Source organism: Brevibacillus reuszeri, assembly GCF_001187725.1.
GTDB lineage: Bacteria > Bacillota > Bacilli > Brevibacillales > Brevibacillaceae > Brevibacillus > Brevibacillus reuszeri.
Genome location: NZ_LGIQ01000002.1, coordinates 48,168 through 74,248 on the forward strand (window position 1 = coordinate 48,168; position 26,081 = coordinate 74,248).

The window sequence follows — 26,081 nt, forward strand, 5'->3', positions numbered from 1 at the left end:
AAGGAACCTCTGGTAGGGGGAGAAACGATGAGTGAAGCATATAAACAAGCAGGCGTCGACATCGATGCGGGGAACGAAGCAGTCGAACGCATGAAAAAACACGTGAAGCGCACGTTCCGTCCAGAGGTAATGACGGATTTGGGCGGCTTCGGTGCCTTGTTCCGTCTGGATACAACCAAGTATGAAAAGCCGATCCTCGTCTCTGGTACAGATGGGGTAGGTACCAAGCTGAAGCTTGCCTTTGCGATGGATAAGCACGATACGATCGGGATTGATGCCGTAGCGATGTGCGTCAATGATGTGGTTGTACAAGGGGCAGAGCCGCTCTTTTTCCTCGATTACTTGGCAGTCGACAAGGTCATTCCTGGCAAAATTGAAGCCATTGTCAAAGGAATTGCAGAAGGCTGCTCGCAGGCAGGCTGCTCCCTGATTGGTGGAGAAACAGCTGAGATGCCAGGGATGTACGCAGAGGGTGAATACGACATTGCTGGCTTTACCGTAGGTGTCGTCGATGAGAGTAAAATGATCACGGGTGCCTCTGTAGCGGCTGGCGATGTATTGATCGGGCTTGTTTCCAGCGGTGTACACAGCAATGGCTTTTCACTCGTACGCAAAGTGCTTTTGGCTGACAAAGGCATGTCGCTGCACGATCATGTAGATGTGCTTGGCAAAAAGCTCGGAGAGGAGCTCTTGACTCCGACTCGCATCTATGTAAAACAAGTGCTGTCTGTACTGGAATCTCATGAGATCAAAGCGCTGGCGCATATTACAGGCGGCGGATTCACAGAAAACATCCCGCGTGTGCTGCCTGAAGGTACACAAGCGATTATTGAAGTAGGTTCTTGGCCTGTTCTTCCGATTTTCCAACTAGTTCAGGAAGCTGGCAACATTTCTTATCCTGACATGTACAAAACGTTTAACATGGGAATTGGTATGATGCTGGTTGTTAAAGCAGATGATGCTGATGCAGTTGTAGCAAAGCTGAAAGACCTTGGCGAAGAGCCGTATGTGATCGGAAGCATTGCGGCTGGCGAGCGCAAAGTCGTATACAACGGGGTGGAATGGTGAGAAGGCTAGCCATTTTCGCTTCGGGTAGCGGTTCGAACTTCGAAGCCATCGTGCAAGCCGTACAGGCTGGTCGACTTGATGGTGTCGAGGTCGCGCTTCTCGTTTGCGATAAGCCGGGTGCCAAGGTACTGAAGCGGGCAGAACGTTTAGGGATTCCTGCTTTTGTTTTTCAGCCAAAGGAGTATGCCGACAAGGCTGCCTTTGAATCAGAGATTGTGGCAGAGCTGCAAAAACTCGAAATATCCTTGGTTGTGCTGGCGGGGTACATGCGATTGGTTGGCGAGACGCTATTGTCTGCCTACGAAGGAAAAATAATCAATCTACACCCGTCCCTTTTGCCAGCGTTTCCCGGGAAAGATGCCATTGGTCAGGCACTGGACTACGGGGTAAAGATTACGGGGGTAACGGTGCATGTGGTTGATGCTGGTCTCGATACGGGTCCAATCATCGCCCAGCTCCCTGTAGCCGTGCAAGAGACAGATACAAAAGAAACATTGGCAGCGCGCATTCATGAAGTAGAGCACGGGCTTCTGGTAGAGGTCATTGGCATGCTGGTGAATGATCGCGTAAAGCTGGAAGGACGGCTTGTCCAGCTGACATAGAGAACAGAGAGAACAGAGAAACCGACGCGAAAAATCGTGTCGGTTTTTCCTTTTTCTGGTATGTTAATCTAACGGAAGAATGGTGATATGAGAGACATGAAAAACGTTTGGATGTTTTGCTTATGCGTCGTTTTGCTAATAGGGTCATGGATGATCTCTGATGTAACAAAGAGCATAGCCGCATATGGTGATTCAGCAACGCACAATACGGCACAGATTGCCAGCATCCTCGTGACGATAAGCAATGAATTAAATGGTTTGAACGACAAGAAAGCCTCAGAAGACAAACAAATATTTGATGCAGCAGAGGCGGCTGAATACTTAGGCATTGCTGAGCAGATTCTCGCCAAACTTTTGGATAGTAAGGATATTCCTGCTCTGCAGATCAACAGCATATATCGGTTTTCCAAACGAGCTCTAGATGAGTGGGTATACGAGCAATCGAAGAAGCACACGATCTATCAAAAATGATAATGTCTTTTTAATAACAAGAACTCGCAGACATACGCATACGAAAGCTGGTGAATATATAAACAGCAAAACCGACACAGCGAATGTGTCGGCTTTCATCTGTCTTGCTGCTTTTATCTGGTAACGAATTTTTTCAGATCACTGAGAGGAAGGGCACCGATTACTTTGTCGATTGGTTGGCCATCTTTAAACAGGATGCTAGTGGGCAGGCTCATGACTCCAAATTGATTGGCAACCTCGGTTTCTTCATCTACATTGAGCTTGAGGATTTTGACATCATGGTTTCCTTCGGCTACGTATGCTTCAAGGACGGTCGCAAACATCCGGCACGGTCCGCACCAAGGCGCCCAAAAATTGACTAAAGTGAGTCCTTTCGCTTGCATTTGGTTCTTAAATGCAGCATCTGTTACATGGAAAATCGCCATTTTGAATCTCTCCTTTATTAATATCTTTCAGAATGAAACTACGTATTTACTTCTCCAATGAACAACCCGGCGTCATACCGGTAGCAATTGTGAGTCGATTCCAGCAGTTGCTCACATTGATCGCCATCACCAGGTCGATATACTGTTGCTCATTGAAGTGTTCGCGGACTTGCTTGTATACTTGCTCTGGTACTCCGAGCTTGGAAACCTTAGTAAGATGCTCTGCGAGCTCAAGTGCTGCTTTTTCCTTCTTGCTGAAGTTCGGTACATCACGCCATACGTTCAGGAGTAAAATACGCTCAAATTGATCTCCTTTGTCGTACAGGGCTTTTCCGTTTACATTCATATGAAAGGAACAACCATTTATTTGAGACACTCTTAGCTGGATTAGATCAAGGATAGCCTCATCCAAACTGGATTGAAGTACAAAAGATTCAAGGCTCTTCATGGCCTCGTAAGCAGCAGGGTTTACTTCGTTGTGAATCATTCTTAATTCCATTTCAAATCCCTCCCGAATTCAGTTCGATTCAATTTCACTCATAAAAGCAAGTGGGGATAAATAACTTCGACTGTTTGTCGATTTCTCAGCCACAACCGGAGATCTCCTGAACAGTACGATTGTGATTACCGCCGCCACCACAAAAAACACGCCAGCCGTTCCGAATGCCGAGGCGTAGCCTCTTACAACTTCGGCCTGTATGGATTCCACGGACATCAGGATTGCCAGCCCCACGGTCGGACCGAGTTCCATAGCCGTGTTCATGACGCCGCCGGCAAGCCCCGTTTGGTGCTCTGGTACATTTACTGTCGAGAGCACGGCGGCTCCAGAGAAAATCAGCGATATACTGGCACCCAGAATAATCTGTCCAGGCAAAAGACCTGAAGCATAGGCAGTGTCGTGATCAATCCCAGCAAAGAGGCCCCACCCCCTCCGATACCCTGTAAGAAGCGCATGCTGACCAGAATCTCGAAGCTGGGGGAGAATGCTGCGAAAAGAGAAGAGGCTCCGAAAACAATCAGCCCGATTACGAACATCCGCAGGCCACGGTATCTATCCGCCAGTCGACCGCCAAACAGCAGCAGACCGCTAAAGGGCAGGCCGTAAGCAACTTGAAGCAGTAGTAGCTGTGACGAGCTCAAGGCGAAATCGTTTGCAATCTTTGGCATTGGAATCATAATCAGCGCGATCGTGAAGATTAAAGTCGATTGGACTAACGCCAAGATCGTGAATGAGACTCGACTTTTATCATTTGTCATGGAAATCTTCTTCCGTTAATTCCTTGACTACACTCATAGCTGCTTTACTTCCGGTGGCAGCAGCATAAATCAGTTGAGAAGGCGCGACATACGATGTGTCCCCTGCGGCGAACAAACCAGGGATGGAGGTTTTACCTAGTTGATCTGTCTTGATTCCGCCCAATGGAGTTTTTTCGCAGTCCAAGCTCTCGATAAATGGCGCGCTGTGAATAAATTTAGGAGCTACGAATCCGCCTGTCCTGGCGATCGTTGTTCCATCCGCAAAACGTACATGCGATAGTTGCCCGTTTTCTCCGAGGAAGGCGGCGACAGGCTGCTCGATCACCACGATTCCTTTGGAAAGAAGCTGTTCTTTTTGTTCATCTGAAAGTGGATGTTGACCATTGGTGCAGACGACTAAATCGCGGGTCCAATTCAAAAGCAGCTTGGTAGTATGGAAAACGGACGGATCTTCGGAAACCACGACAAGAGGTTGATCTTGCAGCTCCCAGCCATCACAAAACGGGCAATTAAACAGACTTTTTCCATATAAAGAGTGGAGGCCATCGATCTCAGGAAAGATTTCCTTTAAGCCTGTAGCCAGGATCAGCTTTCGTGCTTGAATCCGAGCGCCCGATGAATCATGCACCTCAAATCCTGAGTCGAGCCTTGTAATGGAAACGACTTCTGTATGGAGATGATGAACAGATGGATAGCGGAGCACTTCTTCATAGGCGATGCGGCGAAACTCGGCAGGCGTCACTCCGTCTCTCGTCAGATAACCGTGGGAGGCATGGGTGACGGCATTTCGGGGCTGATTGGTGTCGAGCAAGGCGACATTTCTCCGTGTTCTGCCGAGTACCAGAGCGGCATTCAACCCGGCTGACCCTCCACCAACAATCGCGCAATCGTAAATCATAACAGTAACTCCCTTCCGAGATATTAAAGACGTTTTATATCCGTGATTAAAATGAAAGAAAAGCTTCATCTTAATGAAGATCAAGCAGAATCAACTATCACTAATCGTAAGAGCGCTCTTCTATTAAAGATTTATAGTATCTATAATATCCGTTATTTTATCGGTGTCAAGGCATACCTTGCACTTGCTATCTGCTTGAATGAACCTTATTATGGATTTGTAAAGTCTATAATCGAGGTGTCTTATGAAGTTCACACAGGCAACCGACTATGCGCTTCATGTGATGCTTTATTTGGTAGCTGAGGCTCCAGACAAACCCGTGAGTGTGCAGATTTTAGCAGAAAAGCTGGGCGTTTCGCAGACCTATCTTTCCAAAATGCTGACCAAGCTGGTCAAGGCTGGATTGATTCACTCCGTATCAGGCGCAAATGGCGGATACCGACTCAAGCGCAACTATGAGGAAATTTCTTTTCTGGACGTCATTCATGCGATCGAGGGAACGACCTCTCTTTTTGAATGTAGTTTTAATCATGGCAGCGAGTGCCTGATTCAACAGATTGTGATGGACGCAGAGAGACAAATGGAGCAGTCGCTAGGGAGCAAAACCATCTTTGAGCTGGCCAAGCAGATGAAAGGCGTGTAAAGAAAGCAGTGGTTGTTTGGGACCTTTTGATCTGGTCCAACGCAACCACTGCCTTTTTGTTGAATAGGAATTGCTATAATTGTTCGATCTCAACGGAGAGCACATGATCAATTTTTTTGATGTAGTAATAAATCTCCGTTGTGTAGCGGTTTTCAGGTGAAGACAGGATTAGGTTGATTTGTTGATTGTTATTTTCTAAATCTTTTATCCTCATATGACGAATTTTATGTTCGCCCTTTTTGTTTTCCGCTTGATCTTGACCTTTTCGTTCGATCATTTTGATCAAATCCGTCATGCGGTTATTCGACTCTACAATTATTTTTAATCCAATGTCTCGTTTCTTTAGCGTGTTTGGTGCAAGCAGCTTCATTAATTGAGGAATCACGTTCACTGCGAGCATCAGCAGAACTACCGCACAGACTGCTTCTGCGTAGAAGCCTCCTCCGATTGCGATTCCCAGACCGGATGCTGCCCAAATGAGTGCGGCGGAGGTTAAACCGGAGATGACTTCGTTATTTCTGCGCAAAATGACCCCTGCTCCGAGAAAACCGACCCCGCTTACAATCTGTGCAGCAAGTCTCATCGGGTCCATATTCGGATGGGATGGGCCGGAAAATTTGGCGAAAGCTTCGATGGAAACAATCGTCACCAAACAACTAGCGACACAGATGACCATACTGGTCTCTAAGCCTAATTTTTTATTTTTTAACTGACGATCAATTCCAATCAATAACCCGAACAATAGGGCAAGACTCAATTTCAGAACCATTTCCAGGATCATCTGTGTCACCTCCGAAAAAATGAATAAAGATTACAGCCACTCGTTAAATTTGCGAATGTACCATTTTTTAACCAAATGAGTCAACAGGGCATACGCGAGCAGGATAGCTACTAACCATGGGAAGTACTCCAGTGGCAATGGCTGTAAGCCTATGCTTGAGCCAAACGCCGAGAATGGAATGTAAATACCGACTAGCATAATGGCACCCGTTAGGAGCATGACTGGCAAGCTCGCTCTGCTCTGAATAAAAGGAATTTTTTCTGTGCGAATCATGTGTACAATTAGCGTTTGCGACAGAAGTCCTTCAATGAACCATCCAGATTGGAACAGGGATTGCTCAGCTACCGTGTTGGCTGCAAATACGAAATACATGAGCAGGTAGGTAGCGTAGTCAAAAATGGAGCTGATGGGTCCAATAAAAAGCATAAACCGACCAACAGATTTGGCATCCCATTTTTGCGGGGTGCTCAGAAATTTTCGATCCATGTTGTCCCATGGAATGGAAAGCTGTGAAATATCGTAGAATAGATTTTGAATCAAAAGATGAATCGGAAGCATAGGCAAAAAGGGAAGAAATGCGCTTGCACCCAATACACTGAATGTGTTGCCAAAGTTCGAGCTGGCTGTCATTTTAATGTACTTAATGATATTGCCGAAGGTTTTTCTGCCCTCAATGACGCCTTTTTCCAATACCATCAGGCTTTTTTCCAAAAGAATAATATCAGCGGATTCCTTTGCGATATCAACGGCTGTATCAACGGATATTCCCACATCTGCCTGGCGCAGGGAGGCAGCGTCATTGATTCCGTCACCCATGAATCCGACGGTGTGTCCTTTGCTTTGCAGCGCCTGAACGATTCTTGATTTTTGCAGTGGATTCAATTTGGCAAAGACAGTAGTTTTTTCAGCCAGATAAGCGAGTTCGCTATCTGTCAGTTTGTCTATTTCACTGCCAAGCACGATTTCATTTACTTCCAGGCCGACATCTCTACAAACCTTGCGGGTTACTGCGGCATTATCACCGGTCAATACCTTAACGTTAATCCCGTTTTCCCTTAAAGCTTTAATCGCAGTAGCAGCGCTATCCTTCGGCGGATCGAGGAAACCGATGTAGCCAACCAGTATCATGTCGCTTTCGTCTTTCACGCTATAGGCTTTGTCCAGCGCTTCTGATTTTTTAACCGCTACAGCGACGACGCGGAGTCCATCCTTATTAAGCTCATTTACGATTTGTTGAATCTTTTCTGTCATTTGCGATGTGAGTGGAACGATTTGGCCGTTTTCAGACAAATGGGTGGAGATGCTCAAAAGCTCTTCCATTGCCCCTTTGCAAATGAGAAGATGCTCGCCGCCTTTTTCCTCCAAGACGACCGACATCCGCCGCCGATCAAAATCGAAAGGAATCTCATCGATTTTTTTGAAGTTTTTTTCCGCACCTAGTACACCAGTCAGCTCGGCATGAGTCAATACTGCAATATCCATGAGGTTTTTCAAGCCGGTTTGATGATAGCTGTTCAAGTATGCGTACTTCAAAACGGATTCATCCTGATTTCCGTGAATGTCCAGGTATTTTTCCAAAATGATTTTATCTTGTGTCAGCGTTCCTGTTTTGTCTGTACATAAGATGTCCATTGCCCCAAAGTTCTGGATGGCATTCAGTTTTTTTACGACAACCTTGTTACGGGCCATGGTGATGGCGCCTTTCGCCAGGTTTGCAGTTACAATCACAGGGAGCATCTCAGGTGTTAACCCGACAGCCACAGACAGACCAAAGAAGAATGCTTCAATCCAATCACCCTTGGTAAACCCGTTGATAAAGAAAATGACGGGAACCATGATCATCATAAAGCGGATGAGCACAAAAGTGACGCTGTTTACTCCCCGATCAAAGCTGGTTAGTGGACGCTTCCCTGTTAAAGTTTTAGCCATGGAACCGAAATAAGTGGAAGCACCAGTGGAGATGACTACTGCAGTTGCTGTTCCGCTGATTACGTTTGTTCCCATGTAGCAAATGTTCTCCAGTTCAAGGACATTGGTCGATGTTTGATCTGTTGAGTCCTGCTTTTCTACAGGAAGAGCTTCTCCGGTCAATGCCGATTCACTGACAAACAAATCTTTGGACGAGATAATTCGCACGTCTGCTGGCACCAGGTCTCCTGCTGATAGGTGAATAACATCTCCTGGAACTAATTGCTCCATGTCTATTTCCTTTGCGGGGGACTGTCGAATGACAGATACAGTCGTTTTCACCATTTCTTTTAGCTTTTCAGCCGTTTTCATGGAGCGGAATTCCTGTGTAAAGGTAATCAGTACACTGATCGACACCATGGTAGTGATGATGATGGAGGCCTCGATATCATCCGTAAAATAAGAAAATACATCAAGACCAAGCAAAATCAGAATAAAAGGATTTTTGAAGCAGAGAAGCAATTGCATGTACCAAGCTGGCGGTTTTTCTTGGGCGACTTGATTTTTTCCGCATGTTTCGAGCCTTTTGGCAGCCTCTGCTTCAGAGAGTCCTTGGTGTGAAGTATCGTAATCCTTCAACACGTAATCCAATTGGGACGTTGAGGCTCCGATCAGTCGAGTCGCATTGTTGCTGTTCAAAATCGTAGTGTTTGGTTTCATTGTTTTTTTCATTTTCATGGTGGGTACCTCCCGAGTGAGAAAAATAGAAAAGCTCCCCCTGTAATCGGGAGAGCTTTATGCTCGAACCTATTTTTCTCCATGACTCGAAACGTCAATTACGCATACTTAAATACACCCACGTTTTTAGAGGTGATGGGCGGAAAAAAGAGCATAAATAACAAATGAGAGCATAGAGAACATGGTTCTCCCGATTTACAGTTCGTTTTTGCTTGCTGTACATTCGACTACTACCTGGACTGCCTTCCATGTGGGTGTCCCCCCTTTTTTTGCAAATGAAAAAACCCTCCAGAGAACACTAGAGGGTTTCATGAATGCATACAAAAATAAACATTCGGGCTCCCCCTAGTCGAGTTTTGGCACTATACAACGTAAAGAGATTCAGAGCTCTTAGCCACCTTATGAAAAGCCTTAATCCGGCAATCCCTGTTCTACCCATGGGCATCTTTCGATATTTCTGGGCAGTGGCCTATGTTTGTATAGGAGCCTCACCTAACGAGGACTATTCAGTACATGTTGAATACTAAAACGGTGGAGCAATATTGTCAATAGACGATGAATAAATTAATTTGAATGTCATCATAGCCTGATTTAAAAACCTTTTCCGTGCATTAGACATACATTGGATAGAACCCGAAGAAGAGGGAGGGGCTGGATCTGAGCGGAGATATTGTTTCGGACTTGCTGGGCAAACTAAGTAAGAAAACAGGGCGAGAATGGACGCTAAACGATATTATGAAGCTGGCCGAAAAAATGCCAAAGGGCGGGGGAAGTCTTGACTCCGTACTCAATGAGCTGTCCGAGATGGGGCTAGACGTGCCAGAAGAAACCAAGGAAAAAGTCAAAGACCATGTGCAAAGCGGGAAGTCTCTGACCATGGATGATTTGGGTAAATTGATGCCCAAAGACGTAAAGGCGAAAAGCATCAAGAGCAAAGCCAGGAAGCCTACAAGGGCTGTTGGAAAAAGCAAGCATCTGTCACTGGCAGAGCGGGTGAAAAAATTATCCGGAAAAGGCAAGAAAAAGCGCTAGTATCCTATAGAGGAATTGGATGAATGCAGTCGCGAGTGCCAAACAGGCATAGGCGGCTGCGTTTGTTTTGAATAAGCTTGTGCTAGAAACACTGCTTACACAGCTCACGAATAGACCATAATAGAGGTTTCTTTCTAGGATGAAAACCTTGATAGAAGCGTACAATTATGTTTTAATAAGAAAGGAATGTTCGTGTTTAATAAAAGTCAGGAGGTTCTATCCGTGAGTGTGAAAAAAGCGTTGATCAGCGTTTCTGACAAGACTGGATTGATTCCATTTGCCCGTCGACTGGCTGCTGCCGGAGTAGAAATCATTTCAACCGGAGGTACGGCTTCTCTGTTAAAAGCAGAAGGTGTTCCTGTCATTGGCATTTCTGAGGTAACTGGATTTCCGGAAATTTTGGACGGACGCGTCAAAACGCTGCATCCGAATATCCACAGCGGCCTCTTGGCTGTACGCGATAACGAAGCACATCAACAGCAATTAAAAGACTTAAACATTGAAACCATTGATTTGGTTGTCGTAAATTTGTATCCTTTCAAAGAAACGATTGCAAAATCAGATGTGACATATGAAGATGCAATTGAGAATATTGATATCGGTGGGCCGACAATGCTGCGTTCTGCCGCAAAAAACCATGCGTTTGTCAGCGTTGTCGTAGATGCTGGCGACTATGAAAAGGTTGCGGAAGAAATCGAAGCAAACGGCGATACTACATTGGAAACGCGCCGCAAGCTGGCTGCAAAAGTATTCCGCCACACAGCGGCCTATGATGCGCTGATTTCCCGTTACTTGAGCGAGCAGGTAGGCGAGCTGCTGCCAGAGAGCTACACCGTGACCTATGAAAAGGCTCAAGACTTGCGTTATGGTGAAAATCCACATCAGCGTGCTGCTTTTTATCGTGAGCCATTGGCTAGCAGCCTAAGCATCGGTTATGCACAGCAGCTGCATGGAAAAGAACTGTCCTACAATAACATTAACGACGCAGACGCGGCTTTGGCGATTGTTCGTGAATTCGACCAGCCTGCTGTCGTGGCGATCAAGCACTCCAATCCGTGTGGGGTAGGCATTGGCAGTGATATTCGCCAGGCTTATCAAAAGGCGTATGAAGCTGACTCCGTTTCGATTTTCGGAGGAATTGTTGCTGCCAATCGTCCGATTGATGGTGAAACAGCTATGGCAATGAAGGAAATTTTCCTGGAGATCATCATTGCTCCTGATTTTACTGAAGAAGCGCTCGCTGTGCTCACTGAGAAAAAGAACCTGCGTCTATTGCGCATCCCGGCTCTGAGCGAGCTTGGCAAAAAAGAGGACAATCGTTTCCGTGTTGCTCCTGTAGCAGGTGGCGCTTTGGTTCAGGACTTTGACTACAAGCAATTGGAAGAGAACGAAATCCAAGTAGTTACTGATCGCAAGCCAACGGAAGAAGAGCTGGCTCAGCTTCAATTTACGTGGAAAGTAGTCAAGCACGTCAAGTCCAATGCCATTTTGCTGGCAAAGGACGATATGACCATTGGTGTTGGCGCTGGTCAAATGAATCGTGTAGGGGCAGCCAAAATTGCCATCGAGCAGGCAGGTGCCGCAGCAGTCGGCTCCGTCCTGGCTTCTGATGCCTTTTTCCCGATGGGAGATACAGTGGAAGCAGCGGCACAAGCAGGAATCACTGCGATTATTCAACCAGGAGGCTCCATCCGCGATCAAGAGTCCATCGACGCTTGCAATCGCGCTGGAATAGCGATGGTCTTTACGGGTACTCGTCACTTTAAACACTAATCCCTCTACTACAGGAGGATCATACACGATGAAAATACTAGTAATTGGCGGCGGCGGTCGTGAGCATACAATTGCCTGGAAACTGTTGCAAAGCCCAAAGGTAAAAAAGGTATACTGTGCACCTGGCAATGGCGGTATCGCTGGCTTGGCACAAAACGTACCGATTGGCGTCCACGATTTTGCTGCACTCGCTCAATTTGCCAAGGATGAAGGAATTGACCTGACGGTGGTTGGTCCCGAAGATCCGCTCTTGGCCGGCATTGTAGACTTTTTCCAGGAGCGCAATCTGCCAATCTATGGACCGAACGCCAAAGCTGCGTTGATCGAAGGAAGCAAGTGCTTTGCGAAAAGCTTGATGAAACGCTACAATATCCCGACCTCGGAGTACGAATCGTTCCTTGATTATGAATCTGCGATTGCCTATGTGCGCGAAAAAGGGGCACCGATTGTCGTGAAAGCAGACGGACTCGCTGCGGGCAAAGGTGTTGTTGTAGCCGAAACGCTTCAGGAAGCAGAGGAAGCACTTCGCCAGATCATGCAGGATCATGTGTTTGGTGAGGCAGGAGCACGTGTGGTCATTGAGGAGTGCATGCGCGGGGAAGAGCTGTCGCTGCTCGCATTTGTCGATGGGGAAACCGTGAAGCCGATGATTACCTCGCAAGACCATAAACGGATTTTTAACGATGATCTTGGACCGAATACGGGCGGGATGGGGACGTACGCACCAGTTCCCCAAATGTCCGACAAGCTGGTAGAAGAGGTCGTGGAAACGATTGTAAAGCCGATGGCCAAAGGTATGGCTCAGGATGGGATTCCGTTCAAAGGCATTCTGTACACAGGCTTGATGATAACCGAGCAAGGCCCGAAGGTAGTAGAATTCAATGCTCGCTTTGGTGACCCGGAGACACAGGTTCTCCTGCCGCTTTTGGAAACCGATTTGCTGGATATTTTCGTTGCGACGATAAAAGGCGAGTTGGACGCAGTAGATGTGACCTGGAAAAAAAGCAGTGCGGTGTGCGTTGTTATGGCGGCGCCAGGTTATCCGGGTGAGTATCCAAAAGGCGAAGTCATTCAAGGCTTGGACAAGGTAAGAGATGGGGTCACTGTGTTTCATGCAGGGACAAAGGAGACTGACGAAGGCATCGTGACGAATGGAGGCCGTGTGCTTGGCGTTGTAGCCATTGGTGAAAATCTGGCGAAAGCGCGCGAAGCAGCGTATGCATCCGTACAGGAGATATCCTTCGAAGGTGCTCAATACCGAACAGATATCGCGGCGAAAGCCATGAAGCATCAAGAACAATAATAAAAAACCCAGGCTGCGAGTTTTGCTAGCCTGGGTTTCTTGCGTTTAGATGCTCGCTTTTTCCGTAGCCACTGCTGTCTTTTTCCCTTTTGCTGCAATCATTTGCGAAAGGAAGTAAACGATGAGGAACAAGAGCATGCTGATAGCTGACCAACGATACATGACCGAGTAGTTCGAGTGGGTAGCCAGAACACCAAGAAGCATAGAGCCGACCGCGATCCCCAAATCGATGGAGTTGAAAAATACGCCGTTAGCCATCCCGCGCTGCTCTGGAGTAACCTGCTTAACCATCCACGCTTGGATAGAGGGTTGAATCGTGCCATACCCTAAGCCGTAGAAAAAGGCGGATACGAGCAAAATAGCCTGTGTATCGGCAAGCGACAGGATCAGCAGGCTGATGCCGACGAAAATCGCTCCTGGTGGCAATACCGCCATATGTCCTTTGCGATCAAACAGCTTTCCGGAAAACGGGCGGATCAAAACCATCGCAATGGCGTTGCACAAAAAGAAGGCACCGACATTTTCGATGTGTGCTTCTTTTCCATACAGGGCCAAAAAGCTGAGCACACCACCATACGTAATTGACAGACAAAAATTCAAGGTAGCAGGCAGCAGCAGTTTACGATCAAAAAAGCGTCCGAGTCCTTTCGGAGCAGGCGCTGCCGTTTTTTGCGAAGGCACGATTGGTTTGTTATAAGCACGTATAAGCTGCATCAAAGGAAAAATAAGAGCGATTAACACAACGACAGTGAAGAGCATGGAGCCGAAGCCGAATGTATTTAAAATGGCAAGACCAATCATCGGACCGAGTGCCATAGCCAGACTCGTGGACAAGCCAAAGTAGCCCATTCCTTCGCCAATTCGTTTCGTCGGAATTACGTTGGAAACAATCGTGGGAAAAGTGGTGCTGCCCATGCCGAAGCCGACTCCGACAAGCATGCGCATCATTAAGAAAAAGGCGATACCGCCCGCCAAATAATACCCTGCTGTTGCAAGCCCGACAAAGCATAAAGCAATAATCGCAAGCAGCTTGCTGCTTCTCGTTTTCAATGCTTCCCCGGTAAAAACCCTGGCAATGACTGCTGCGAAGCAAAATAGGCTGATGACGAGACTGACGATAAAATCATCTGCCTGAAACGCCTGTTTGACGTACGCCGGGAAGGTCGGGGTCTGCATCTGGATCGTACTGAACAAAATCAAATTACAAACAGTTAAAAGGACGAAATCCTTCGTCCACAGTTTCTCTCTAGCCTCTCCCAATGATGTCACTCCTACTCTTTTGTATGACTGTTTATGTTTGCGTTAATTCGTAGCAAAATGTCCTTCAAAAAATCCAATTGCTCCGCTGGGATGTCCCCTAATATCTCTGCAACGGCAGTCGCCTCAACAGGAATCGCCTTTTCTACCCATTCCCGACCAGCTGGAGAAAGAGTAATCAAAAAAGCGCGCCGATCTTGTGGGCAGGGCTTTTTTTCTATCCATCCTTTCTTCGCCAGATTATCGAGCAACCGTGTCATGGTAGGCTGATCTTTGGCTGAGCGAAGAGCCAGCTCTTTTTGGTTGATCCCATCCTGCTCACGAAGCCTGAACAACACAGCAAATTGCTCGGTAGTCAGGTCAAACTCCCGCAGATAAGTAGAGACGTGGTGAATCATTCGCCGATAAGTATTGCCGATCAGAAATCCAATCGGTTCATCCTTCCATTGTTCAATCAAGGTGCGATCCTTCTTTCATCCGAAATACTTGCTTTGACAATTATAAGCTAAGCAACTAAATGTGTAAATAAAAAAACCTCCATCGAGGCTTACTCAAGGAGGAGCGAGATAAAAAAGAAAAATACCGCTTTAGCTGTATTTTTAAAAAAGAAAATACCGCTTTACTGGCGGTATCTCCCTTTTTTTCTGGTGAGGTTGTAGGCGTAGTAGCCCATGACAGCAATGACGCCAATGATGGCGGCGATGACAAAAAAATTGTGGGACAGCCATTCGTATAAGGGAGGTCCAACTGTAAGCATAGGTGTAGCCTCCTTAAGAGTAAGTAGGATACGTGTTGGATTTTTGTTCGTCCTTGTCTTGGGATCGGTAGGAGATGAATTCACGCGCGGCATTTTCTAATTGCTCGTCTTCTGCTGTCAGCTCCGGCTTGCGGGAGGCTTCATTTTCCCGGGAAGTGCTGGCGCTTTTTGTGTGATTGGTATTTGCACTGGCGTGTGCGGTTTCCGCATGATTGGTTTTGTCCTTGCTCATCGCTTGGCCTTTGATTTCCTGATCCTTGTCTGTGCCGCCAGTCATGTTAATGGAGCGGGTGACCTGGTTCATCACAGCCTGAATGCCTTTTTGCTTAGCCTTGTCCACGATGTTTTGCATGCCATTCGAATGAATCGTATTTACTCCCATTGCCTTGTACATCGGACAAACGCGAGTGACACCCTCTGCTACCTTCATTGCCGAAAACGATAGCAACAACCACGGCGTGTTATACGGACGACGACTCATTCTGCCAATTCCGTAGGCCAAGCCGAGCAAACCGCCTGTAATCCGGATCATCGCATCAGTGGTTCCTACATTTTTTTGCATAATCATAAGCCTCCTGTCGCTTCTTCTTAAGGCTAGTCTGTGGCTCTTTCTGCAATCACACCCGTGGAAATTGTTGCTACGGTGTACGAAACAAGCAGGGGAAGTGACAAGGAGTGACGAAGCAGTAAGGACATAAATGAATGAGCATTCAGTTGGTCAAACGACGAAATCAGGACGGCGAGGAGAGAGAAAAATGCGCGTAAGGCCTTTATCAAGCGAAGCCCATGTGAAACTGATGCGGGTAAGTAGACGATTAGCACCAGCTGACCTGTGGATTCAGGGTGCGAATGTGTTCAATGTATATACGAAGGAATGGATGCAGGTACATGTTGTCACGTCTGGCGAACGAATTGCCTATGTAGGAGAAAAAGAACCGCTTGTGGATGAACACACCCAGATTATCGATGCAACTGAAAAGTATGTGGTTCCCGGCTATATCGAGCCGCATGCTCATCCTTTTCAATGGTACAATCCGTACACATTAGCCGATTTCGCTCTCAAGCATGGGACGACTACACTTGTCTCTGATTCGTTGATGTTGATGAATCTCCCGTTTGGGCAAGTAAAGGAAATCATGGAATCGTTAGCTGAGCATCCTGTCAAACAATTTTTTTGGGCGAGGCTCGACCCACAAACAGGCAAGGACCATCCGCAATTTACCAAAGAAGGCTTGGCACGTATGCTGGAGCATCCGCTTGTGGTACAGGGCGGCGAGCTTACCAGCTGGTCGGGCGTGCTGTCCGAAGATGAGAAGATACTGTTCGGCTTAAAGCATGCGCTTGATCTGGGAAAACGAATGGAGGGTCATCATCCGGGTGCGTCCGTTGAAACGCTAAATATTGCGTCGGCTGCGGGCATTACTGCGTGTCATGAAGGAATTACCGCAGAGGATTTACTCTATCGACTCAGACTAGGCATGTACGCTACGCTGCGTCACTCCTCGATTCGTCCTGACTTGCCTGATTTGGTCAAAGGATGGCTGGAGCTGGAGCAGCCTTGGTCGCCGCGGATGATGCTGACCTCGGATGGCAGTACGCCGCCGATGCATCGGAACGGATTGATGGATGGGACGATTCGAGTGGCGATTGAAGCGGGAATGCCGCCTGAGGAAGCCTACGTGATGGCGTCACTTAATCCGGCTGTCTATTACGGAATGGATGGGGAAGTCGGGGGAATTGCTCCTGGTCGTTTGGCAGATTTACTCGTTTTACCAGATAAATACGAGCCTACCCCTGAACTTGTAATCGCAAATGGAAAGTGCGCAGCGAGAAATGATACTCTGCTTGCTCCGACCGTTCAGGCACAATGGGAGAAGGTACAGTTTCCGCCGGTTGATGGATTAGAGCAACAAACATCAGCTGACTGGTTCCAGCTGCGTCCCGAAGCTGAACAAACACCTGTCCTGTACATGCTGAATGCAGTCATAACTCGACTGGAAATGACGGAGCTGCCGATCGATGAGAATGGTTATGTCTCGATCGAGCACGACCCGCAATTGGCATACATCGCAAGTATCGATCCGACAGGCGGAAGACGAACGTTGGCAGTATTGCACGGCTACGGCTCTGACTTGGAAGGCTTGGCGAGCTCCTATACGGCTTCAGAGGATTGGATCGTTATCGGACGTGATCCCGACGCGATGAAGCAAGCACTGGATCGGATGAGAGCAATTGGCGGAGGTGTAGTACTCGTTGATGGGGGGACAATCACAGTTGAATGTCCACTGCCTCTGGCTGGACGATTCTCAGATGCTCCCATGGAGGAAGTAATCGAGATGGCGGAGGAGTTGACCCAGAAGCTTCGACAAAAAGGACATACTCACCTCGATCCGCTATATTCGATTCTGTTCTTTACGGCTACTCATTTGCCGTACGCGAGGCTTACTTCAGAAGGAATTATTGACGTGAAAAGTGGAAAATTATTGGTTCCATCGCTTCCTCTAGGATAAAAGATTCAGTTCAAAAGATAAGTTTACGAGTAATCGAAGCACTATTTTCATGTGCATGTTGGATATGTATCTGAAGAGAATATTTTTTTCTCTTGTAAATTTTCCGATTTATTTTACAATAATGATTAAACAAAGATAAAGGGGGATTCCATTCCGCATGACAAAAAGCTCTCACGAAAGCATTCAATCTGCGGTATTGGTAGAAAGGGTTGCAAACAGAAGAACGATAGAATCGTACGAACTAGATAACAGCAAGACCCCTGATCTAAGGTGGTTCCGGAGGTCTACATCCAGCAGGCAGCTTGCACATAAGAGGGTGGAAAGTCCTATTTTATGTGTGGCGACGGCTTAGGTTCTTCTGATATGATTGAAATATCCAGTTTATCCTATTTGTGGTTTTTTTTGAGCATAAGTCCGCAAAAGTCGACAAGAGGGACAAACTGGGCAGAAGAGTACGACGAAACTGCCGCGAACAAAGCCTCTGGAAGTCTATTTCCGAAAATGCATGAATACGTAAACATCACCCTCAAAACTGTACAACCACCAAAGCATTCTTTTTGCAAGAATAGGATAACCAGCACAACCAAGTAGAAGCATCCGACATCATAGTACGATTGATCATGCCTCATATAGCAAGGGGCGGCACATAGGTGTACGTCCCTTTTTCTACGTATACGGAAGAGGCCCATGTTCAGTCGTTACATTAAATGCAGAAAATTTAAACAAGTATACAAAGGAAATGAGGGATGAGATAAGCATGATGCTAAACATTTTGCCTCAGGTGTTGGTGGACGGATTGATTCTCGGCTTCATGTACGCTGTCGTAGCACTTGGTTATACGATGGTTTACGGGATTTTGGAATTTATTAACTTCGCTCATGGAGAAATTTTTATGGTGGGTGCTTTTGTGGGAACAGAGGTGTTGTTGATCTCTGACGCCTTGGGAGCACTGGAAGGCATGAATCCATTTGTCGCACTATTCATAACACTTGTTATTGCGATGGTAATCACCGGAGCACTCGGGGTAGGAATTGAACGTGTGGCGTATCGTCCGCTGCGTGGCGCACCTCGTTTGGTTCCATTGATCTCTGCCATTGGTGTATCCTTTCTGCTGCAGGACCTGGTCCGTTTTACAGAAGCGCTTGCTCGCAACGAATTTTATTTGAACACACCTGCATTATTCACAGGGACCATTCCACTGGGAAGCTGGGCGTCGATCCCGACAAAGGGCTTGGTGGTGATCGTTCTTGCGATTATCATGATGATTGCTCTTACCTTGTTCGTGGGCAAAACCAAGTGGGGGATTGCGATGCGTGCAGTTGCCCAGGATCAAAGCACGGCTTCGCTCATGACAATCAACGTAGACAAAGTGATTATGCTGACCTTTTTGATCGGTTCCAGTCTGGGTGGAGCAACAGGGGTACTGTTTTCACAAAACTACGGTACGATTGACCCGTATATTGGTTTTATTCTCGGGCTGAAAGCATTTACTGCTGCCGTATTGGGTGGGATCGGTAATCTGCGAGGCGCCATGGTTGGCGGTATTCTTCTCGGAATGCTGGAATCGCTCTCCGGTGCGTTCATGGGACCATTGACGAACGGAGCGTTTGGTGCCGAGTACAAAGACGTGTTTGCATTCAGTATTCTAATCCTCGTGCTTCTCTTCAAGCCGGAAGGGCTATTTGGCGAAGCTGTGAAAGAGAAAGTGTAGGTGAATCCAATGGCAAACATGGCATGGAAATCGTTCAAAGGCATTCCACTCGTCGTCACGTTGGTTTGGATCGTTGCTTTTGCAGCAGCGCTGCATTTTATGGACAAATCCGTTATCGCGTTTCTCGGGATTCTCTCATCTATTGTTCTCGTCTATTACACCAATGCTTCCAAAACGGTAAGAATGATTATCGGGGCAGCGGTTCTGCTCATTATTATTCCGCTGGTAGCCGGGGAAAACCGCTACTACATGGAGGTAGCTTCACAGGTAGGCATTTACGTAGCCATGGCACTTGGCCTGAATATCGTCGTTGGTTTTGCGGGGCTTCTGGACCTTGGCTATGTAGCTTTCTTCGCAGCTGGTGCCTACGCTTATGCGATCTTTTCCACTTCGCAGGCGAATCAATTTATTGCAGGAAATCTGTTTCCGCTATCGGGTGAGTGGTTCTGGCCGTTCCTGATTGTAGGCTTGATCGTAGCAGCGATATTCGGGGTATTGCTCGGCTTGCCTGTTTTGCGGGTAAAAGGTGACTATCTTGCTATCGTTACCTTGGGCTTCGGCGAGATTATTCGCATCATTTTCAATAACCTGGACAAACCGATCAATATCACGAACGGTCCACAAGGAATTACACCGATTCCATCACCAGAGATATTCGGGATCAAAATGGGGACACCGTTTTACTTCTATTTCATCGTGCTGTTCGTCATTGCGTTTATCGTCGTAGCGAACATCCGCTTTGAACACTCTCGTTTGGGCAGAGCCTGGGTAGCTGTTCGCGAGGATGAGCTGGCTGCACAATCGATGGGAATCTCGTTATTGAATACAAAGCTTGCTGCTTTTGCAACCGGAGCATCATTTGCAGGCGTGGTTGGCGTTATCTTTGCAGCCAAGCAAACCTTTATTGACCCTACATCGTTTACGCTGATGGAATCAATCGGAATTTTGGTCATGGTTATTTTGGGGGGCAGTGGAAGTATTCCTGGCGTTGTTCTCGGTGCCGCCTTCGTAACGATTCTGCAAGTGCAGCTGCTCAAGGAATTCTCCAATTTCCTGCACAGCTTGCAGCAGTCCGGCATCATTAATTTGCCTAACCAGTTGGACCCGTCCAAGTTCCAGCGACTCGTCTTCGGGATCATGCTGATTCTCGTAGCGCTTTATCGACCGAATGGATTGATACCGGCCAAGCGCAAGAAAAATGATCTTGATTCGATTAAAAACAGCCAGTTTACCAAAGACAAGCTCGGCATTTTGGCCAAGCTCACGCAGGCGTCTTCTGGCAAACAGTCGTAACGGACAGGGAGGGGTAGAGCATGGCATTGTTGGAAGCGAAAAATTTGACGAAGCGATTTGGTGGACTGGTAGCCAATCAAGACGTTTCAATTGCCATTGAAAAAGGAAGCATTACGGCCGTTATCGGTCCGAACGGGGCTGGCAAGACGACATTTTTCAATATGATTACCGGCTTCTATGAGCCAGATGAGGGCGAAATCCTGCTGAACGGCAAGAGTATTAAAAAGCTGCGTCCCGATCAGATCGCCAGTCGCGGCATTACCCGTACGTTTCAAAATATTCGTCTGTTCAAGCAGATGACGGCTTTGGAAAACGTCATGGTCGGTGTTCACAGCCGTCTATCTGCCGGACTTCTCGGAATTTTGTTCAACACCAAGCGCGTCCGTCATGAGGAAGAAAAGGCGAAAGTAGAAGCTTATCAGCTTTTGGAGTATGTGGGGATTGCGCATATTGCCAACGAAGCGGCCGGGAGCTTGCCATACGGCTTGCAGCGACGGCTAGAAATTGCCCGGGCGATGGCGACGAATCCGCATATCATTTTGCTGGATGAGCCGGCAGCGGGGATGAATCCGCGTGAAACGGTCGAGATGACGGACTTTATCCGCCGTCTGAAAAGAGAGCTGGATTTGACGATTATTTTGATCGAGCATGACATGAAGCTGGTCATGGGCCTTAGCGAATATATTCACGTATTGGACTATGGACGCAAGATCGCAGAGGGCACACCGGAGCAAATCCGCAACAACCCGAACGTAATTGAGGCGTATCTCGGAAAAAGCGCGTCGGAAGTGTCGTAGGAGGGGGAAGAGATATGGCATTGTTGGAACTGCAAGAGGTTCATACCTATTACGGCGGCATCCACGCGTTGAAGGGATTAAGCATCACGGTAAATCAGGGTGAAGTGGTAACACTGATTGGCTCCAACGGCGCAGGGAAATCAACCACGCTCAAAACGATCTGTGGACAGACGCGTGCGAAGCAAGGTAAGGTCCTGTTTAACGGGAAGGATATCACGCAGTTGCGTACGCATGATATTGCCAAAGCAGGCATTGCCCATGTGCCGGAGGGACGCAGAATTTTTCCAAAGCTGACGGTGCGTGAAAATTTGGAGATGGGTGCATTCGGTGTCTCCGACAAAAAGGTAATCGAGGAAGGGATTGAGCGTGCCTTTGCCTACTTTCCTCGTCTGAAGGAACGGATTGATCAAAAGGGTGGGACGATGTCTGGTGGTGAGCAGCAAATGCTTGCTATCGCTCGTGGACTCATGATGAAGCCGCAAATTTTGATGCTGGATGAGCCGTCGATGGGTCTGGCGCCGATTTTGGTGGAGCAAATTTTTGACATCGTTACGGAGCTGAATAAAGAAGGCATGACGATCCTCTTGGTTGAGCAAAACGCAAATCAGGCGCTATCAGTAGCGCATCGTGGATATGTGATTCAAACCGGAGAGATTATTATGAAAGACGATGCGGACATCCTGCTTGCGAATCCTCAAGTACGTGAAGCATATCTCGCATAAGTGCTGCAAGACCGATGGAGGGAGAAACTCTATCGGTTTTTCTTTTCTAATGCAAGTCTTCTGCTATAGTAAAGAGTAGAGAATATTTGCTCTTTGTGGGAGAAACAAATCCATGTTGAACAAACAGGTCAGATGGCAGAGGAGGTCCGACATGCTAGACATCAGTCCACGATTTGAAGAGAGCAATGATGCGCTCTATTTGCAGTTATACCGCTATTTTTGTACGGAAATTCAAAGCAGACGTATTCTTTCAGGAACAAGACTGCCTTCTGTGCGAGCCTTGAGCAAGTTTTTGCATGTAAGCAAAACGACTGTAGAAACCGCTTATCATCAGCTGTTGGCAGAAGGATATATCGAGAGTAGAGAGCGAAGCGGATTTTATGTGGTGGATATGGAGTGGGATGGTCCGATTAAGCTGAAGCAACGGCAAACAGAAGAGGATGCGCAGCAGCAGATTCCATACAAAGCAGAAACAAGCACGGAAGAAAATGCGCTATCGATCCAGTATGATTTTCATCAGGCTCGGGTTGATTCGGATTATTTTCCATATGAATTATGGCGTAAATACAGCAACCAGGTGATGCAGCGTGAAAACAAAAGCGTGCTTTATTATGGACACTACCAAGGCGAGCCAGAGCTGAGGGAGGAGATTGCCCGCTATCTCAGGAGAGCTCGCGGTGTTCAGGTGACAGCAGAGCAAATTGTAATCGGATCGGGGACACAGGTGCTGATTTGTATCTTGGGCTTTTTGCTCGGGAATCGGGAGAGGGTCGTCGCGATTGAAGAGCCCTGCTATCAGGGGGTGCGCACTGTTTTTTTACAGCTAGGCTATGAAATCCTGCCGATAAAGCTAGAGGAGGACGGAATCAGTGTAGCAGCACTTACTGAAAGTGGAGCACGCATGGTCTACGTGACGCCTTCGCATCAGGACCCATCAGGAATCGTGATGCCTTATGCCAAAAGGGTCAAGCTGCTGAATTGGGCGAATCAATCCCAGAGCTTTATCATGGAGGATGATTACGACGGGGAATTCCGCTACAACGGAAAGCCGATTCCTTCCTTGCAAGGCTTGGATACGGAAGGGCGTGTCATTTATTTAGGCACCTTTTCCAAGGCGTTGTTGCCCACTATTCGGATGAGCTACATGGTGCTGCCCCATGAGCTGCTTTCTAGCTATCATGAAAAGCTGGCATCATTTGACCAAACAGCCTCACGCATCCATCAGGAAACCATGGCTTTATTCATGAAAAACGGAGATTGGGAGCGCCATATTCGTAAAATGAGGACGCTGTATCGGAAAAAGCATGAAGCGATGCTGCAGCTTTTGCAGGAAGAGCTGGGAACCTGTGTCCGCGTGAAAGGGCAGGATGCGGGACTTTCGGTTACGGTCGAGGTGAATAGTGCCTGTATGTCGCGCGAGCTGGAGAAAATCGCGGCTTCTGTAGGCGTGCAGGTTTATCCAACCGCGCACAAATGGGTTGATCCGACGAAAAAAGGGTTGCCTACCTTTCAATTTGGCTTTGGCGGCCAATCCATCCAAGAGATGACAGAGGGGATACGCCTTCTTAAGGGGGCATGGGGACCTTATTTGCAAGCGGAATTTGCAGGGAAATAAAAGCTCTTATAGATCGGGTATGGGGGAAGAGAAGGGAGAGCATCACGGGTGTCACAGATGTTATTTCGAAAAGGAGCAAGACAAATTCTCCCGGTAGCTGCTGCCGGGATTGTAGATGGGCTGGTCTTCGGGATTTTGGCAAGACAAGCCGGCTTGGGAGTGACGGAGGCGATGCTGTTCTCGCTGTTAGTAAATGCGGGCTCATCCCAGTTTGCAGCAGTTGGGCTGATTTCTCAGGGGATCGTCGGCTGGCCGATTCTGGTTTCTACCTTGCTGCTCAATGCCAGACATTTGTTATACGGACTCGGACTTGGACCGAAATTTAGTGGAACTGCGCCGTGGAAGCTTTCGCTGATGGCGGGTACGTTAAATGATGAGACCTATGCGCTGAAAGCGACTTATCTGGCATCGGGGGAAAAACCGAGTCTTTCCTTTTTTGCGGGAGCCAGTGTGGTCGATTATGTCATTTGGAATGTGAGTACGTTTGCGGGTGCCTGGTTTGGGAATGTGTTTACCCAGACAGAAACGTATGGGCTCGATTTTGCGTTTATCGCTACGTTTCTCGGGTTTCTTGCCGTCAATCTCATCTCATCTTTTCACATCAAGGTTGCCCTCGGTGCTGTGGCAGTGGCTTGTCTCGGGTATGCCCTTGGCGGAGCAACAGTTGCGGTCATTGCAGGAACATTGATGGCAGTGGGGATAGGAGCGGTGAGCGGTGAACGATAAAATTCTGTTGTATATCGGATTGATGGCCATCATAACCTATTTGACGAGATTTCCGATGCTAGTAATCAGTTCCCGCTGGGAGATTCCTGCTTGGCTGAAAAGAGGACTGGCGATGGTTCCAGTGGGAGTATTCAGCTCGATGACAATACCGCCAATTCTGTTCCACACGCCAAATGGGACGTGGAGCCCGGAGTATATCGTGGCGGGAGTAGCTGCCCTCGCTGTTGGACTGTGGAAGAAGCAAATCGTTTGGGCATTGCTTGCAGGTGTCGTGATGATTGCACTCTGGCGACAATTGGTCGCATTTTTTTAAGCATAAGCAATCTTATCTGACAGGAGGATGCGAAGATGGATGGAACCGTTCAGCAGATTGCAGGTGGGAGTACGATACGCTTCGAAAGGCATCTGCCGTATACCGTAGAGGCCGTCTGGGATTCGCTCACAGAGCCACAAAAGCTGGTAGATTGGCTGGCGGCAGCGGAGGTAGAGCTGACAGAAGGCGGGCGATTTCAGCTTACTTTTGCCAATACGGGTGATGTGATGAATGGCAAAGTGATTCAGGTACAATCGCCGAGCGTTCTGGCGTATACGTGGAACAGCGAGGATCCGAATGAATCGGTAGTGCAGTGGGAATTGACGCCGGAAGCGGATGGCTGTCTGCTTGTGCTGAAGCATACGATTCGTGTCCCAGAGCGTCTTTCTTACATGCTGGCGGGCTGGCATGTGCATCTCGACCTTCTGGCAGAAACCTTGGCTGGTGAGGTGAAGGGCTGGCCGTGGTCTCACTGGGAGTCCATGCGTGAAAAGTATGCAAAGCAGCTAGGTGAGTAAAAAATGAACCTCCCATGCATCGTAGTTCAAACGATGTGTGGGAGGTTTTTTTGCGTTGTTTGCCATGTGGCATGTCGTAGCAAAGGATCTCTAACGGCCGATGATTACGATAAGCGATAGCCCAGCTGGACGGACATTTCTCTGACAGTATCGAGTGTTTCTTGTAAAATCTCTTCCTTTTTCGGCAGCACGCGATCAGTTGGACCGATGACGCTGATGGACGCTGTGACGTGTCCCGTAGAATCAAAAATCGGAGCCGCGATTCCTGTTACTCCATTGTTGCGGCGATTGGAGCTAATTTCGTACCCACGTTCTTTGATCGCCACAAGATCTCCTTTAATATCCTCTATCGAAGTGTATGAATGAGGCGTATAGCTTTTCAGCGGTTCCTCCAAAATCTCGTCTTGGAACGATTCAGGCTGAAAGGCGAGCAGCACCCGCGCCGCCGTTGTTGAATAGAGCGGGAAACGCCGGAAGGACTCGACTGTGAATCGAATCGGGTGAAGCGAGTCTTCTTTTGCGACATAAATCGCGTCCTTGGAGTCTTGCACACACAAGACAGCCAGCTCATTTGTGCGGGAGACAAGCCTGCTTAGAAACGGCTTGGAGAAATCGACAATATCGTGATTAGTCAGCACTTTGGTGCCGAGCTCAAGCAGTGTATAACCTAGCGTATACTGCTTGTTTTTTTCATTTTGCCGAATAAAACCCTCTGATTCCAAGGTGGAGAGCAGCTTGTGAACAGCACCTTTGGACAGCTGAAGCTTTTTGCTGAGCTCCGTTACGCCAAGCTCTTTTGGAGAATCGAGAAATATTTTTAACAGCCGACAGCTATTTCGAACAGAAGACAACACTTGATCCATGGAAACGTCTCCTTTTGCGTGCATTAGTCCTATTGAAACGGGTAGAAAATGGTCGTTTCTAGCTTCTCTATAAGCAGGCATCGATCGTGGTGATTTTATC

At 47.6% G+C, this 26,081-nt stretch carries 28 protein-coding genes and 1 riboswitch; of the genes, 16 read left to right on the plus strand and 12 right to left on the minus strand.

The annotated features are described in order from the left end of the window. Positions 1–27: 27 nt before the first annotated feature. The 3 genes from purM (at position 28) to ADS79_RS00830 (ending at position 2,141) form a co-directional block, all read left to right on the plus strand. On the plus strand, positions 28–1,068 hold the full coding sequence (gene purM / locus ADS79_RS00820) for a phosphoribosylformylglycinamidine cyclo-ligase (RefSeq protein ID WP_049736527.1): 1,041 nt from the start codon (positions 28–30) through the stop codon (positions 1,066–1,068). Further along, positions 1,062–1,670: a phosphoribosylglycinamide formyltransferase gene (purN, locus tag ADS79_RS00825; protein ID WP_049736528.1), complete on the plus strand. Its 609-nt coding sequence runs from the start codon at positions 1,062–1,064 to the stop codon at positions 1,668–1,670. Before purM ends, purN begins: the two co-directional genes overlap by 7 nt. 96 nt (positions 1,671–1,766) lie before the next feature. Beyond that, positions 1,767–2,141, plus strand: coding sequence for a helix-turn-helix domain-containing protein (locus ADS79_RS00830; protein WP_236699836.1), 375 nt, complete (start codon positions 1,767–1,769; stop codon positions 2,139–2,141). Positions 2,142–2,254: 113 nt separating this feature from the next. Here ADS79_RS00830 and trxA read toward each other — a convergent pair whose 3' ends face one another. Genes trxA through ADS79_RS00855 form a run of 5 tightly spaced genes read right to left on the minus strand, consistent with a single transcriptional unit; the run spans position 2,255 to position 4,721 of the window. Next, complete coding sequence (trxA, locus tag ADS79_RS00835) at positions 2,255–2,566, minus strand: thioredoxin (protein WP_049736530.1); 312 nt, start codon at positions 2,564–2,566, stop codon at positions 2,255–2,257. Positions 2,567–2,612: 46 nt separating this feature from the next. Further along, positions 2,613–3,065 (minus strand): carboxymuconolactone decarboxylase family protein, encoded by a 453-nt coding sequence (locus ADS79_RS00840; RefSeq protein ID WP_049736531.1) that lies wholly within the window; start codon positions 3,063–3,065, stop codon positions 2,613–2,615. An 18-nt stretch (positions 3,066–3,083) separates the two neighbouring features. After that, positions 3,084–3,383, minus strand: coding sequence for a hypothetical protein (locus tag ADS79_RS35820; protein WP_049736532.1), 300 nt, complete (start codon positions 3,381–3,383; stop codon positions 3,084–3,086). A gap of 17 nt (positions 3,384–3,400) precedes the next feature. Further along, positions 3,401–3,823 (minus strand): MFS transporter, encoded by a 423-nt coding sequence (locus ADS79_RS35825; protein ID WP_049736533.1) that lies wholly within the window; start codon positions 3,821–3,823, stop codon positions 3,401–3,403. Next, positions 3,813–4,721: an NAD(P)/FAD-dependent oxidoreductase gene (locus tag ADS79_RS00855; RefSeq protein ID WP_049736534.1), complete on the minus strand. Its 909-nt coding sequence runs from the start codon at positions 4,719–4,721 to the stop codon at positions 3,813–3,815. The genes ADS79_RS35825 and ADS79_RS00855 overlap by 11 nt, the downstream gene beginning before the upstream one ends. 244 nt (positions 4,722–4,965) lie before the next feature. Between ADS79_RS00855 and ADS79_RS00860 the strand changes: the two genes are divergently transcribed. Beyond that, on the plus strand, positions 4,966–5,364 hold the full coding sequence (locus ADS79_RS00860; RefSeq protein ID WP_049736535.1) for an RrF2 family transcriptional regulator: 399 nt from the start codon (positions 4,966–4,968) through the stop codon (positions 5,362–5,364). A 73-nt stretch (positions 5,365–5,437) separates the two neighbouring features. Here ADS79_RS00860 and ADS79_RS00865 read toward each other — a convergent pair whose 3' ends face one another. Continuing rightward, positions 5,438–6,145, minus strand: coding sequence for an MgtC/SapB family protein (locus ADS79_RS00865; protein ID WP_049736536.1), 708 nt, complete (start codon positions 6,143–6,145; stop codon positions 5,438–5,440). A gap of 30 nt (positions 6,146–6,175) precedes the next feature. Next, positions 6,176–8,791 (minus strand): magnesium-translocating P-type ATPase, encoded by a 2,616-nt coding sequence (mgtA, locus tag ADS79_RS00870; protein ID WP_201783393.1) that lies wholly within the window; start codon positions 8,789–8,791, stop codon positions 6,176–6,178. 334 nt (positions 8,792–9,125) lie between these two features. Further along, positions 9,126–9,298, minus strand: a riboswitch (M-box (ykoK) riboswitch). A 174-nt stretch (positions 9,299–9,472) separates the two neighbouring features. On the opposite strand from mgtA, the gene ADS79_RS00875 reads away from it, so the two are divergent. The 3 genes from ADS79_RS00875 to purD all read left to right on the plus strand — a co-directional run bounded on the left by ADS79_RS00875 (position 9,473) and on the right by purD (position 12,899). Then, positions 9,473–9,823 carry a hypothetical protein gene (locus ADS79_RS00875; protein ID WP_236699837.1) on the plus strand — a complete coding sequence of 117 codons (351 nt, stop codon included), beginning with the start codon at positions 9,473–9,475 and terminating at the stop codon, positions 9,821–9,823. A 222-nt stretch (positions 9,824–10,045) separates the two neighbouring features. Further along, positions 10,046–11,596 (plus strand): bifunctional phosphoribosylaminoimidazolecarboxamide formyltransferase/IMP cyclohydrolase, encoded by a 1,551-nt coding sequence (gene purH / locus ADS79_RS00880; protein ID WP_049736538.1) that lies wholly within the window; start codon positions 10,046–10,048, stop codon positions 11,594–11,596. Positions 11,597–11,624: 28 nt separating this feature from the next. Continuing rightward, entirely contained in the window at positions 11,625–12,899 is a 1,275-nt protein-coding gene (purD, locus tag ADS79_RS00885) for a phosphoribosylamine--glycine ligase (RefSeq protein ID WP_049736539.1), read from the plus strand. 45 nt (positions 12,900–12,944) lie between these two features. Here the strand turns inward: purD and ADS79_RS00890 are convergent, their stop codons facing one another. The 4 genes from ADS79_RS00890 to ADS79_RS00900 form a co-directional block, all read right to left on the minus strand. Beyond that, complete coding sequence (locus ADS79_RS00890; RefSeq protein ID WP_049736540.1) at positions 12,945–14,159, minus strand: MFS transporter; 1,215 nt, start codon at positions 14,157–14,159, stop codon at positions 12,945–12,947. An 11-nt stretch (positions 14,160–14,170) separates the two neighbouring features. Further along, the gene (locus ADS79_RS00895; RefSeq protein ID WP_236699838.1) at positions 14,171–14,614 is read right to left on the minus strand and encodes a MarR family winged helix-turn-helix transcriptional regulator; all 444 of its coding nucleotides are present in this window, start codon (positions 14,612–14,614) and stop codon (positions 14,171–14,173) included. A gap of 161 nt (positions 14,615–14,775) precedes the next feature. Further along, a complete protein-coding gene (locus tag ADS79_RS35495) occupies positions 14,776–14,913 on the minus strand; it encodes an EYxxD motif small membrane protein (protein WP_162839496.1) in 138 nt (45 codons plus the stop codon). Positions 14,914–14,926: 13 nt separating this feature from the next. Beyond that, positions 14,927–15,475: a YgaP family membrane protein gene (locus ADS79_RS00900; RefSeq protein ID WP_049736541.1), complete on the minus strand. Its 549-nt coding sequence runs from the start codon at positions 15,473–15,475 to the stop codon at positions 14,927–14,929. A 193-nt stretch (positions 15,476–15,668) separates the two neighbouring features. Here ADS79_RS00900 and ADS79_RS00905 point away from each other — a divergent pair, with 193 nt between their 5' ends. The 9 genes from ADS79_RS00905 (at position 15,669) to ADS79_RS34045 (ending at position 25,118) form a co-directional block, all read left to right on the plus strand. Continuing rightward, the gene (locus ADS79_RS00905) at positions 15,669–17,423 is read left to right on the plus strand and encodes an adenine deaminase C-terminal domain-containing protein (protein WP_049736542.1); all 1,755 of its coding nucleotides are present in this window, start codon (positions 15,669–15,671) and stop codon (positions 17,421–17,423) included. Between the two features lie 760 nt (positions 17,424–18,183). Further along, positions 18,184–19,134 carry a branched-chain amino acid ABC transporter permease gene (locus ADS79_RS00915; RefSeq protein ID WP_174769598.1) on the plus strand — a complete coding sequence of 317 codons (951 nt, stop codon included), beginning with the start codon at positions 18,184–18,186 and terminating at the stop codon, positions 19,132–19,134. Between the two features lie 9 nt (positions 19,135–19,143). Next, the gene (locus ADS79_RS00920) at positions 19,144–20,427 is read left to right on the plus strand and encodes a branched-chain amino acid ABC transporter permease (protein ID WP_049736962.1); all 1,284 of its coding nucleotides are present in this window, start codon (positions 19,144–19,146) and stop codon (positions 20,425–20,427) included. Between the two features lie 20 nt (positions 20,428–20,447). Further along, entirely contained in the window at positions 20,448–21,224 is a 777-nt protein-coding gene (locus ADS79_RS00925) for an ABC transporter ATP-binding protein (protein WP_049736545.1), read from the plus strand. 14 nt (positions 21,225–21,238) lie between these two features. Next, on the plus strand, positions 21,239–21,946 hold the full coding sequence (locus ADS79_RS00930) for an ABC transporter ATP-binding protein (protein ID WP_049736546.1): 708 nt from the start codon (positions 21,239–21,241) through the stop codon (positions 21,944–21,946). A 151-nt stretch (positions 21,947–22,097) separates the two neighbouring features. Next, positions 22,098–23,561 (plus strand): MocR-like pyridoxine biosynthesis transcription factor PdxR, encoded by a 1,464-nt coding sequence (gene pdxR, locus ADS79_RS00935; RefSeq protein WP_049736547.1) that lies wholly within the window; start codon positions 22,098–22,100, stop codon positions 23,559–23,561. Between the two features lie 57 nt (positions 23,562–23,618). Next, positions 23,619–24,287 (plus strand): AzlC family ABC transporter permease, encoded by a 669-nt coding sequence (locus ADS79_RS34810; protein ID WP_236699863.1) that lies wholly within the window; start codon positions 23,619–23,621, stop codon positions 24,285–24,287. Beyond that, positions 24,277–24,600 carry an AzlD domain-containing protein gene (locus ADS79_RS34040; RefSeq protein WP_236699839.1) on the plus strand — a complete coding sequence of 108 codons (324 nt, stop codon included), beginning with the start codon at positions 24,277–24,279 and terminating at the stop codon, positions 24,598–24,600. Before ADS79_RS34810 ends, ADS79_RS34040 begins: the two co-directional genes overlap by 11 nt. A 35-nt stretch (positions 24,601–24,635) precedes the next feature. Then, the gene (locus ADS79_RS34045) at positions 24,636–25,118 is read left to right on the plus strand and encodes an SRPBCC family protein (protein ID WP_084765533.1); all 483 of its coding nucleotides are present in this window, start codon (positions 24,636–24,638) and stop codon (positions 25,116–25,118) included. A 104-nt stretch (positions 25,119–25,222) separates the two neighbouring features. On the opposite strand, the gene ADS79_RS00955 is transcribed toward ADS79_RS34045, so the two are convergent. Beyond that, the gene (locus tag ADS79_RS00955) at positions 25,223–25,981 is read right to left on the minus strand and encodes an IclR family transcriptional regulator (protein ID WP_049736548.1); all 759 of its coding nucleotides are present in this window, start codon (positions 25,979–25,981) and stop codon (positions 25,223–25,225) included. Positions 25,982–26,081: the final 100 nt, after the last annotated feature.

Bases quoted from the DNA above. Each gene is read 5' to 3' on its own strand.
- purM (WP_049736527.1), top strand. From the start codon at position 28: ATGAGTGAAGCATATAAACAAGCAGGCGTCGACATCGATGCGGGGAAC.
- purN (WP_049736528.1), top strand. From the start codon at position 1,062: ATGGTGAGAAGGCTAGCCATTTTCGCTTCGGGTAGCGGTTCGAACTTC.
- ADS79_RS00830 (WP_236699836.1), top strand. From the start codon at position 1,767: ATGAAAAACGTTTGGATGTTTTGCTTATGCGTCGTTTTGCTAATAGGG.
- trxA (WP_049736530.1), bottom strand. From the start codon at position 2,566: ATGGCGATTTTCCATGTAACAGATGCTGCATTTAAGAACCAAATGCAA.
- ADS79_RS00840 (WP_049736531.1), bottom strand. From the start codon at position 3,065: ATGGAATTAAGAATGATTCACAACGAAGTAAACCCTGCTGCTTACGAG.
- ADS79_RS35825 (WP_049736533.1), bottom strand. From the start codon at position 3,823: ATGACAAATGATAAAAGTCGAGTCTCATTCACGATCTTGGCGTTAGTC.
- ADS79_RS00855 (WP_049736534.1), bottom strand. From the start codon at position 4,721: ATGATTTACGATTGCGCGATTGTTGGTGGAGGGTCAGCCGGGTTGAAT.
- ADS79_RS00860 (WP_049736535.1), top strand. From the start codon at position 4,966: ATGAAGTTCACACAGGCAACCGACTATGCGCTTCATGTGATGCTTTAT.
- ADS79_RS00865 (WP_049736536.1), bottom strand. From the start codon at position 6,145: ATGATCCTGGAAATGGTTCTGAAATTGAGTCTTGCCCTATTGTTCGGG.
- mgtA (WP_201783393.1), bottom strand. From the start codon at position 8,791: ATGAAAATGAAAAAAACAATGAAACCAAACACTACGATTTTGAACAGC.
- purD (WP_049736539.1), top strand. From the start codon at position 11,625: ATGAAAATACTAGTAATTGGCGGCGGCGGTCGTGAGCATACAATTGCC.
- ADS79_RS35495 (WP_162839496.1), bottom strand. From the start codon at position 14,913: ATGCTTACAGTTGGACCTCCCTTATACGAATGGCTGTCCCACAATTTT.
- ADS79_RS00900 (WP_049736541.1), bottom strand. From the start codon at position 15,475: ATGCAAAAAAATGTAGGAACCACTGATGCGATGATCCGGATTACAGGC.
- ADS79_RS00905 (WP_049736542.1), top strand. From the start codon at position 15,669: ATGCGCGTAAGGCCTTTATCAAGCGAAGCCCATGTGAAACTGATGCGG.
- ADS79_RS00915 (WP_174769598.1), top strand. From the start codon at position 18,184: ATGCTAAACATTTTGCCTCAGGTGTTGGTGGACGGATTGATTCTCGGC.
- ADS79_RS00920 (WP_049736962.1), top strand. From the start codon at position 19,144: ATGGCAAACATGGCATGGAAATCGTTCAAAGGCATTCCACTCGTCGTC.
- ADS79_RS00925 (WP_049736545.1), top strand. From the start codon at position 20,448: ATGGCATTGTTGGAAGCGAAAAATTTGACGAAGCGATTTGGTGGACTG.
- ADS79_RS00930 (WP_049736546.1), top strand. From the start codon at position 21,239: ATGGCATTGTTGGAACTGCAAGAGGTTCATACCTATTACGGCGGCATC.
- pdxR (WP_049736547.1), top strand. From the start codon at position 22,098: ATGCTAGACATCAGTCCACGATTTGAAGAGAGCAATGATGCGCTCTAT.
- ADS79_RS34810 (WP_236699863.1), top strand. From the start codon at position 23,619: ATGTTATTTCGAAAAGGAGCAAGACAAATTCTCCCGGTAGCTGCTGCC.
- ADS79_RS34045 (WP_084765533.1), top strand. From the start codon at position 24,636: ATGGATGGAACCGTTCAGCAGATTGCAGGTGGGAGTACGATACGCTTC.
- ADS79_RS00955 (WP_049736548.1), bottom strand. From the start codon at position 25,981: ATGGATCAAGTGTTGTCTTCTGTTCGAAATAGCTGTCGGCTGTTAAAA.